The sequence below is a fragment of the Kosakonia sp. S57 genome, from assembly GCF_016516575.1.
GTDB lineage: Bacteria > Pseudomonadota > Gammaproteobacteria > Enterobacterales > Enterobacteriaceae > Kosakonia > Kosakonia cowanii.
Genome location: NZ_JACVUL010000001.1, coordinates 352658 through 360836, shown reverse-complemented (window position 1 = coordinate 360836; position 8179 = coordinate 352658). Strand labels below are relative to the sequence as shown.

The 8179-nt window shown below is 58.4% G+C and carries 5 protein-coding genes; 3 read left to right on the top strand and 2 right to left on the bottom strand.

What is annotated here, in order from left to right; translation table 11 throughout:
• Positions 1–97: 97 nt before the first annotated feature.
• Positions 98–3544: a transcription-repair coupling factor gene (gene mfd / locus IAE48_RS01850; RefSeq protein WP_124968641.1), complete on the bottom strand. Its 3447-nt coding sequence runs from the start codon at positions 3542–3544 to the stop codon at positions 98–100.
• 110 nt (positions 3545–3654) lie between these two features.
• Entirely contained in the window at positions 3655–4728 is a 1074-nt protein-coding gene (locus IAE48_RS01845) for an acyltransferase family protein (protein ID WP_200133277.1), read from the bottom strand.
• A gap of 289 nt (positions 4729–5017) precedes the next feature.
• On the opposite strand from IAE48_RS01845, the gene lolC reads away from it, so the two are divergent.
• The 3 genes from lolC to lolE are packed head-to-tail and all read left to right on the top strand — an operon-like array spanning position 5018 to position 8155.
• The gene (gene lolC / locus IAE48_RS01840; protein ID WP_094420211.1) at positions 5018–6217 is read left to right on the top strand and encodes a lipoprotein-releasing ABC transporter permease subunit LolC; all 1200 of its coding nucleotides are present in this window, start codon (positions 5018–5020) and stop codon (positions 6215–6217) included.
• Positions 6210–6911, top strand: a complete 702-nt coding sequence (gene lolD, locus IAE48_RS01835; protein WP_200133276.1) for a lipoprotein-releasing ABC transporter ATP-binding protein LolD — start codon at positions 6210–6212, stop codon at positions 6909–6911. Before lolC ends, lolD begins: the two co-directional genes overlap by 8 nt.
• Positions 6911–8155, top strand: coding sequence for a lipoprotein-releasing ABC transporter permease subunit LolE (gene lolE, locus IAE48_RS01830; protein WP_094420209.1), 1245 nt, complete (start codon positions 6911–6913; stop codon positions 8153–8155). The genes lolD and lolE overlap by 1 nt, the downstream gene beginning before the upstream one ends.
• Positions 8156–8179 lie beyond the last annotated feature (24 nt).

Here is an 8179-nt window from a genome sequence, read left to right as displayed (position 1 = left end):
CTGCGCTTATCAGGCCTACAAAAGGGCACGAACCCGTAGGCCGGATAAGGCAACGCCGCCATCCGGCAAAACGGCGCGCAGAGGCGCTAACCCGCCGTCAGGCGACGGCGTTCTCCGCCAGCTGCTGCATAAAGTTGCGCACCCACTCCATGCGGGTTTTGCGCTCGCTCAACTCCTGGAAAAACTTCAGCCGCGTCGGGCCATCGAGGCGGAAATGCTGCGGCTGCTTCTGCAACAAGCCAATCAACCACGCCGGGTTAACGTGATTCTTCTCGTTAAACTCAATCAGGCCGCCTTTATCATTCCCCTCCAGCTTGCGGATCCCCAGCTTCTGCGCCTGCTGGCGCAACATGGCGATATCAAGCAGATTACGCGCCGCATCCGGCAGCAGGCCAAAGCGGTCAATCAGCTCCACCTTGATCTCCTCCAGCGCATTTTCATCTTTCGCGCTGGCGATGCGCTTATAGAACGACAGGCGCGTATTCACATCAGGAATAAAATCATCCGGCAGCAGGGCAGGCATGCGCAGCTCCACCTCCGTTTGCTGGCTGGTCAGATCCTCCAGCGACGGCTCGCGACCCTCTTTCAGCGCATCGACGGCATTCTCCAGTAGCTCCATATAGAGCGAGAAACCGATGGTCTCCATCTGCCCGCTCTGATCCTCACCGAGTAACTCACCCGCACCACGGATCTCCAGATCGTGAGTCGCCAGCGCAAAGCCAGCGCCCAGATCCTCCAGCGAGGCAATTGCTTCAAGGCGTTTTTGCGCATCGGTAGTCATCGCCTTCGGATGTGGCGTCAGCAGCCAGGCATAGGCCTGGTGATGCGAACGCCCAACGCGACCGCGTAGCTGGTGCAGCTGCGCGAGGCCAAAGTGGTCGGCGCGCTCAATGATGATGGTATTGGCGGTGGGAATATCGATCCCGGTTTCGATAATGGTGGTGCAGACCAGCACGTTAAACCGTTGATGGTGGAAATCATTCATCACCCGCTCCAGCTCGCGCTCGCGCATCTGGCCGTGGCCGATGGCGATACGCGCTTCCGGCACCAGCTCCGCCAGCCGGTCGGCCGCTTTCTGGATGTTCTCCACATCGTTATAGAGGTAGTAAACCTGGCCGCCGCGCAGCACCTCACGCAGGATCGCCTCGCGCACCACCAGGTTGTCATATTCGCGAACAAAGGTTTTCACCGCCAGACGGCGCGCGGGAGGTGTGGCAATAATCGACAGATCGCGCATGCCGCTCATCGCCATATTCAGCGTGCGCGGGATCGGCGTTGCGGTGAGCGTCAGGATATCAACATCGGCGCGCATCGCTTTAATGCGCTCTTTATGCCGCACGCCGAACCGGTGCTCCTCATCGACGATCAGCAGCCCCAAATCCTTCATTTTCACATCGCTTTGCAGCAGTTTATGCGTGCCGATCAGAATATCGATCTTCCCTTCGGCGGCCTGCTCAAGGATCTGCGCCTGCTCTTTGGCGCTGCGAAAACGCGACAGCATCTCGATGCGCACCGGCCAGTTGGCAAAGCGGTCGCGGAAATTATCGAAGTGCTGCTGGGCGAGCAGGGTGGTCGGCACCAGCACTGCCACTTGCTTATTGTTCTCGATAGCAAGGAAGGCGGCGCGCATCGCCACTTCGGTTTTACCAAAGCCGACATCGCCGCACACCAGCCGATCCATCGCCAGTGGCTGGCACATATCGCTCAGCACGGCATTGATGGCCTGGGCCTGATCCGGGGTGGTTTCGAAGGGGAAACCGTCGCAAAAGAGCTGGTACTGTTCGCGATCGTGTTTAAACGCGAAGCCCGACTTCGCCGCGCGCTGGGCGTAAATATCCAGCAGTTCCGCCGCCACGTCGCGCACCTTCTCCGCCGCTTTTTGCCGCGCGCGCGTCCAGGCATCGCTGCCCAGTTTGTGCAGCGGGGCGTTATCTTCCGCGCCCCCAGCATAGCGGCTGATGAGATGGAGCGACGAAACCGGAACATAGAGTTTGGCGTCGTTGGCATAGGTCAGCATCAGGTACTCTGCGGTGATGCCGCCCGCTTCCAGCGTCGTCATCCCGGCATAGCGGCCAACGCCGTGCTCAAAGTGCACCACCGGCTGGCCGTCATGCAGCTCAGCGAGGTTGCGAATCAGCGTATCGGGGTTGATGGTGCGGCGCGTATCCTGGCGGCGGCGCGCAACGCGCTCGCCCAACAGATCGCCTTCGCAAATCAGCGCCCGGTTACGCAGCGTATCAATAAACCCGCGCTCGGCGGCACCGATCATCAGCCACGCGCCCGGCGCGCTGGCATCATCCAGACGCAGAGCGCGTTTTGGCGCAACTTTAATGCGTGCCAGCAGTTCGAGCAGCGCTTCGCGACGCCCCTCGCTCTCGACGGAAAAGACCACCGGGCCGCTGAAGGACTCAAGGAATTTACGCAGATTATCCAGCGGCGACTTCTGCTGCGCCTGCACCGAGAGATCCGGCAGGCTCTGGTAACCGAGGTTAATCTGGCCCGCTTTATCCGCCACCTGCTCGGTTTTGAGCTGAATGCGCGGCCATTTTTTCAGTTCGCTGAACAGCGCATCAACCCGCAGCCACAGCGCCTCGGGCGGTAACAGCGGACGCATTGGATCAACGCCGCGGTTCTCATAGCGTGCCTGCGCATCCTGCTGGAAACGCTCGGCGCTGGCTTCCAGATCGCCGGTATTCACCAGCAGCGTATTCGCCGGGAAGTAGCTGAACAGCGGCGGCAGCGGTTCGCTGAAAAAGAGCGGTTGCCAGTATTCGATCCCGGCGGGCAGGGTGCCTTTGCTCACCTGCTGATAGATATGCTCCGCGTCGCGCTTCACCTCGAACTTATCGCGCCACTGGCTGCGGAAAAGCTCGATGGCGGTCTTATCGGTCGGAAACTCATGGGCCGGAAGCAGGTTAATCGCCTCCACCTCTTCAAGGGTTCGCTGGGTATCGGCATCAAACAGACGCAGGCTGTCGATCTCATCATCGAAAAAGTCGAGGCGGTAAGGCTGGCTGCTGCCCATCGGGAAGAGGTCGAGCAGCGCGCCGCGAGTGGCATATTCGCCGTGCTCCATCACCTGATCGACATGGCGGTAACCGGCGCTATCGAGCTGCGTGCGCAGTTGATCCCGTGACAGACGTTGCCCCTTTTTCATCACCAGCGCGTGACCGTGCAGATAGCTGTGCGGGCAGACGCGCTGCATCAGCGTATTGACTGAGACAATCAGCACGCCGCGCTGCATCGCAGGCAGCTGGTAAAGGGTGGAGAGACGGGAGGAGACAATCTCCTGGTGTGGCGAAAAACTGTCGTAGGGCAGCGTTTCCCAGTCCGCGAGGTTCATCACCAGGTTGTCGGTAAACTGGCTAATCTCATCATGTAAACGCAGTGCGTTCTGCATATCCGGGGCGATAAGCACAACCGGACCGGCGTGTCGTTCAATGATTTCTGCCACTTCGGTGGCGCAGGCCGCGCCGGTAAGCTCGCCAAACTGGCGCTGGTCACCCGCTTTTGACGGCAGGGAATAACGGTATTGTTCAGGCATGGGGATATGAAGATCTCATTATGGATATACCCCCGTTATGGGGGCATATCCTTGATACGCAATACGAGGATTATGTGTGATTACGTGAGTTTAGCCAAGAAATCGCCCTGTCAGCGTGCTGTCGCCGCCGAAAGGTGCTTTGTTGGCGGGGTAAAAAAGAGATCGCCAAACAGCGCGGAGGAGAGTTTACGCACCATCAGCCCGACCAGCGTACAGATCAGCAGCACCGCCGCCGGATAGGCAATCAGCACCGCCAGCTCGACCGCAGGCGGCCAGACGCCGGCGTTAAGCGGTTTAATCAGCGCCAGGCTAAAACCCTCGACCAGAATGCGGTGGGTGGTGTAGATCGCCAGCGTATTGGAGCCGACGACATTAAGCAAGCTCTTTTCGCTCGGCGGGAAGCGTTTCTCCATCTCCTGGAAGAGGCGCATGATGCCGACAATTGACAGCAGGCAGAGCGGCAGCGGCATATTGAACATCCATAGCCCAAACGCCACCACCACGGCGACAATAAACAGCAGGGCGTAGCGGCGCAGCGAGACGGTTTTAACAAACTCCATCACCTGCATACCGTACCAGGCACCGAGGCTGTAGAAGATCATATTGCGCACGACGCTGTTCATTCCCCACCACGGCAGCGGCAGGTAGTTAATTGCCAGGCTTGCCACAATCATCAGCGCCAGCATCGGCACTTTCCAGCGGCTGAGCAGTTTACACAGCATGAAGTAGACCACTAATGCGTAGAGATACCAGAGGCTGGTAGTGGCGGTCAGCATGCCGTATAAAAATCCTTGCCAGCTGTCGGCATAGGCGGCGTTTGACGAGTTGCTGAGATCGCGCTCCGGCGCCAGCCAGTCGTTAAGATGGCTTAGGCCCACCCACTGCAATACGCCCCACAGCGCCAGCACATAGACAATGCTCCAGATCCGTTTATCGATGGCGTCTTTCCATGGCACATCATCGATATAGCGGCGGATCAGAAAGCCGGAGATAAAAAAGAACACCGGCATGCGGAACGGCGCGAGATAGAGGTTGAAATAGATCCAGCACTTGGAGAGCGTTTCTGACCAGGGATGCTGGAAGACCGAGAGGTGTGGATAAAAGGTAATAACCGAGTGGTAAATCACCACCAGGCAAATGCAAAGTCCTTTTATCTGGTTTATCCATAATGTCTTCTGTTTCATTCGTTTTGTGCCTGTTGTTGCCATAATCCCGGCAAACGATCCTGGTCATACAAACGCTGAATGTAACGGGAAAGAGTCTGGATATATTCATTTTCGGAATAAGTGGAGGGTTAAAAATTGACTGATCGGTCATTTTCTCGCGCACAACACGCGCTCTGGCGAAAGTAGCAATTTGATTTTTCGACTTTTTTTGACATTAATCCTATGAATTCTTACGGTATCACGCATTTACGCTCTCACCTTTCGCTTATATACTCCTGACTCTGCTCACAGCAACCAGACGGATTTCATGTATCAGCCTGTCACTCTCTTCATAGGTCTACGCTATATGCGTGGACGCGCGGCGGACCGCTTTGGCCGCTTTGTCTCCTGGCTGTCAACCATTGGCATCACCCTGGGCGTTATGGCGCTGGTGACGGTGTTATCGGTGATGAACGGCTTCGAGCGCGAACTGCAAAACAACATCCTTGGGCTGATGCCCCAGGCTACCCTGACGACCCAAAAAGGCTCGCTCAACCCGCAACAGCTTCCGGCCAGCAGCGTTAAGCTGCAGGGCGTGTCGCGCATTGCGCCGCTGACTACTGGCGATGTGGTGCTGCAAAGCGCGCGCAGCGTCGCGGTTGGCGTGATGCTCGGTATCGATCCGGCGCAGAAAGATCCGCTGACGCCGTTTCTGGTAAACGTGCAGCAAAACCAGCTGCAGGCGGGTAAATACAACATCATTCTCGGCGAACAGTTGGCCAGCCAGCTGGGCGTTACCCGCGGCGACCAAATCCGCGTGATGGTCCCCTCTGCCAGCCAGTTCACGCCAATGGGACGCCTGCCGAGCCAGCGCCTCTTCACGGTGGCGGGCACTTTCGCTGCTAACAGCGAAGTGGACGAGTACCAGATGCTGGTCAATATCGACGACGCCTCGCGCCTGATGCGCTACCCGGCGGGCAATATCACCGGCTGGCGTTTATGGCTCAATGAGCCCCTGAAAGTGGATGTGCTCAGCCAGCAAACGTTGCCGGAAGGCACCCAGTGGCATGACTGGCGCGATCGTAAAGGCGAGCTCTTCCAGGCTGTGCGCATGGAGAAGAATATGATGGGGCTGCTGCTGAGCCTGATCGTTGCCGTTGCCGCTTTTAACATCATCACCTCGCTTGGTCTGATGGTGATGGAGAAGCAGGGCGAGGTCGCCATTCTGCAAACCCAGGGCTTAACGCCGCGCCAGATTATGGCGGTGTTTATGGTGCAGGGCGCCAGCGCCGGGATTATTGGCGCGCTGCTTGGTGCCGGGCTGGGGGCGCTTTTGGCCAGCCAGTTAAATAATTTAATGCCGATTATCGGCGCGCTGCTCGACGGCGCGGCGCTGCCGGTGGCGATCGATCCGCTGCAGGTGGTTGGCATTGCGCTGGTGGCGATGGCCATTGCGCTACTTTCGACGCTTTACCCTTCCTGGCGCGCTGCCGCCACTCAACCCGCTGAGGCTTTACGTTATGAATAAGATCCTGTTGCAATGCGACAACCTGTGCAAACGCTATCAGGAAGGCAGTGTGCAGACCGATGTGCTGCACAATGTCAGCTTCAGCATGGCGGAAGGGGAGCTGATGGCGATTGTCGGCAGCTCCGGCTCCGGGAAAAGTACGCTCCTGCACCTGCTTGGCGGGCTGGATACGCCGACTTCCGGCGACGTCATTTTTGGCGACCGCCCGATGAGCAAACTCTCCTCCACGGCGAAGGCCGAGCTGCGTAACCGCGAGCTGGGCTTTATCTACCAGTTCCACCACCTGCTGCCGGACTTTACCGCGCTGGAAAACGTGGCGATGCCGCTGCTGATCGGCAAGAAAAAACCGGCCGAGATCGACACCCGCGCCCGCGAGATGCTGCGTGCCGTTGGCCTGGAGCACCGCGCCAGCCATCGCCCGTCTGAACTCTCCGGCGGCGAGCGTCAGCGCGTCGCCATTGCCCGCGCGCTGGTTAACAACCCGCGTCTGGTGCTGGCGGATGAACCGACCGGTAACCTTGATGCCCGCAATGCTGACAGCATCTTTGAACTGCTCGGTGAGCTGAACCGCACCCAGGGCACCGCCTTCCTGGTGGTAACCCACGATCTGCAACTGGCGAAGCGCATGAACCGCCAGCTGGAGATGCGCGACGGCCATCTGAAAACTGACCTGACCCTGATGGGGGCTGAGTAATGGCATCCCCGCTGTCATTATTAATCGGTCTGCGCTTTAGCCGCGGCCGTCGTCGTAGCGGCATGGTGTCGCTGATCTCGGTTATCTCCACCGTCGGCATTGCGCTCGGTGTGGCCGTGCTGATTGTTGGCCTGAGCGCAATGAACGGCTTTGAACGTGAGCTGAACAACCGCATTCTGGCGGTGGTGCCGCACGGCGAAATCGAGCCGGTCAATCAGCCGTGGAACGGCTGGGAAACGGTGCTCGGCAAAGTGCAAAAAGTGCCGGGTATCGCCGCTGCCGCGCCCTATATCAACTTTACCGGGCTGGTGGAGAGCGGGGCGAACCTGCGCGCCATTCAGGTTAAAGGCGTTGATCCGGCGCAGGAGATGCAGCTCAGCGCGCTGCCGAAGTTTGTGCAGGGCGATGCGTGGAAAGGGTTTAGCGCCGGCTCCCAGCAGATCATCCTCGGCAAAGGGGTGGCAGACGCCCTGAAAGTGAAGCAGGGCGACTGGGTCTCAATCATGATCCCCAACTCCGATGACGCGCATAAATTATTGCAGCCAAAACGCGTGCGCCTGCATGTCACCGGTATTCTGCAACTGAGCGGCCAGCTCGATCACAACTACGCGATGATCCCGCTGGCAGATGCGCAGAACTATCTCGATATGGGCAGCAGCGTCACCGGCATCGCCATTAAAGTGAACGACGTGTTTAACGCCCAAAAGCTGGTGCGCGACGCGGGCGAAGTGACCAACAGCTATGTCTATATCAAAAGCTGGATCGGCAAATATGGCTACATGTACCGCGATATTCAGATGATCCGCGCGATTATGTATCTGGCGATGGTGCTGGTGATTGGCGTCGCCTGCTTCAACATCGTCTCGACGCTGGTAATGGCGGTAAAAGATAAGAGTGGTGATATCGCCGTGCTGCGTACGCTGGGGGCGAAAGATGGCTTGATCCGGGCGATTTTCGTCTGGTACGGTCTGCTGGCGGGGCTGTTTGGCAGCCTCTGCGGTGCGGTAATTGGCGTCATTGTTTCGTTACAGCTGACGCCGATTATCAACGGTATTGAGAAACTTATCGGCCATCAGTTCCTGTCGGGGGATATCTACTTTATCGACTTCCTGCCGTCGGAACTGCATCCGCTGGATGTGGTGTACGTGCTGGTGACGGCGTTGCTGTTGAGCCTGCTGGCGAGCTGGTATCCGGCGCGCCGGGCGAGCAACATCGATCCGGCAAGGGTGCTGAGCGGGCAGTAATCCCGCGGGTCACGGCGCCACAAC

Coding starts and splice junctions, on each gene's coding strand:
- mfd (WP_124968641.1), bottom strand. CDS start 3,544: ATGCCTGAACAATACCGTTATTCCCTGCCGTCAAAAGCGGGTGACCAG.
- IAE48_RS01845 (WP_200133277.1), bottom strand. CDS start 4,728: ATGAAACAGAAGACATTATGGATAAACCAGATAAAAGGACTTTGCATT.
- lolD (WP_200133276.1), top strand. CDS start 6,210: ATGAATAAGATCCTGTTGCAATGCGACAACCTGTGCAAACGCTATCAG.
- lolC (WP_094420211.1), top strand. CDS start 5,018: ATGTATCAGCCTGTCACTCTCTTCATAGGTCTACGCTATATGCGTGGA.
- lolE (WP_094420209.1), top strand. CDS start 6,911: ATGGCATCCCCGCTGTCATTATTAATCGGTCTGCGCTTTAGCCGCGGC.